The following is a 1,427-nucleotide window of genomic DNA, read 5'->3' as shown; positions in this document are numbered from 1 at the left end:
CGGCGCCGCAGGGCAGCTGAGGAGCCTGCATTTCGCGGCGGCGGTGCTGCGGGCGGAGCAAGCCCCGCCCCCACGAGAGACGCGCATCCTGGTAGCAACTGTTTTGAATTTCTATTTTTGCAGTGAGGGGCAGCCGGTGGCCGTGATCGGCTGCTGCAGGTGGCTGCGCATGGTGGCGTTGAGCACGCTCAGAAGCTTTCTCATACAGGCTACGATCGCGACTTTCTTGGGCTTTCCGCCCGCGAGCAGCCGCTGATAGAAGGCTTTGATCTCCGCGTTGAAGCGCGTTGCCACGAGGGCCGCCATGTACAGCACGGCGCGCGCATCGCTACGGCCGCCCCAGATACGTCGAGCGCCGCTGTGCTTGCCGCTGTCGCTGCATAGCGGCGCGACTCCGACCAGCTTGGCGATCTGGCGGCGGTTGAGTTTGCCGAGCTCCGGCACCGCACTGAGCAGCGTGATCGCAGTGACGCGACCAACGCCTTGGAGCTGCTGCAGAAGCTCGACCTTGGCGTGCCACGCGGGGTTGAGGCTGACGGTCTTGTCGAGGTCCTTGTCGGCGTCGCGCAGGCGCTTCTTGAGCCACGCGATGTGCTGTTCCAGATCGCGCCGCACAGCCTTGGAGTGCACCTGCTGGAGCCGATTTTTTTCGGCGACCAGCATCTCGACGATCTGGCGACGGCGGTTGAGCAGCTCCTCGAGCAGCTCGGTCTGCTCGTCAGCGACTGGACGTACTTCAGGCCGGATGCGCTCGGCGAACAGCGCCAGCACACGTGCGTCGACGCGGTCGGTCTTTTCCAGCCGTCCGAGCGCCTTGGCGAAGTCGCGCACTTGGCGTGGGTTGATCGCCACTGCCGCGACGCCTGCGACCGTCAGCGACGCCAGCAGCCGCCGGTGGTAGCTTCCGCTGGCTTCCATCACGACCAACGTCGGTGGCCGCGACCTCAGCGTGGCCAACAACTCGCCGATACCTGCCTCGTCGTTGCCGAGCCGCCGCGGAGGCTCGCGGCCGATCGCGACATCGAGGTGCTGCTTGCCTACGTCTACTCCTACGAATACTTGTGCGTGCTCCATCGCTCCCTCTCAGTGGGACCGCGGGACGCTCCAGCATCGCCCAACCTTGCGTGATGCGGGCTCAGTAAGGCCCAGGCAACTGTTCGGGCTCTAGCCGGAGCACCGAGCCCGGCGACCAAGCTACCAGACGGGTCTTGCACCCAGGGGGCGAACGGTCTACCGGGCTCGGCCCTCGGTTCGACAGCTTCGTAGCCCAATTCCCAGATACAAGGGGCAGGGCTCACCCCGCGCGTAATACCACGCTCTCATTCGATGCCGCGCGACGGCAAACCGGCGAACCGCGACGCGTCTGCTAGCGTACCGCCGCATGGCGCAAACGCCGTTCGGCCTGCGTCCTCACCAGCTCGGCATCG

Annotated in this window: 1 protein-coding gene; it reads right to left on the bottom strand. The window is 65.9% G+C overall.

The features are described 5' to 3' along the window. Window positions 1–111: 111 nt before the first annotated feature. Complete coding sequence (locus tag VFZ66_18555; protein ID HEX6291192.1) at window positions 112–1,074, bottom strand: IS110 family transposase; 963 nt, start codon at window positions 1,072–1,074, stop codon at window positions 112–114. Window positions 1,075–1,427: the final 353 nt, after the last annotated feature.

The organism is Herpetosiphonaceae bacterium, assembly GCA_036374795.1.
Taxonomy (GTDB): Bacteria; Chloroflexota; Chloroflexia; order Chloroflexales; family Kallotenuaceae; genus LB3-1.
The sequence above is the reverse complement of the archived record's forward strand: the minus strand, read 5'-3'. Positions and strand labels throughout refer to the sequence as shown.

Bases quoted from the DNA above. Each gene is read 5' to 3' on its own strand.
- VFZ66_18555 (HEX6291192.1), bottom strand. From the start codon at position 1,074: ATGGAGCACGCACAAGTATTCGTAGGAGTAGACGTAGGCAAGCAGCAC.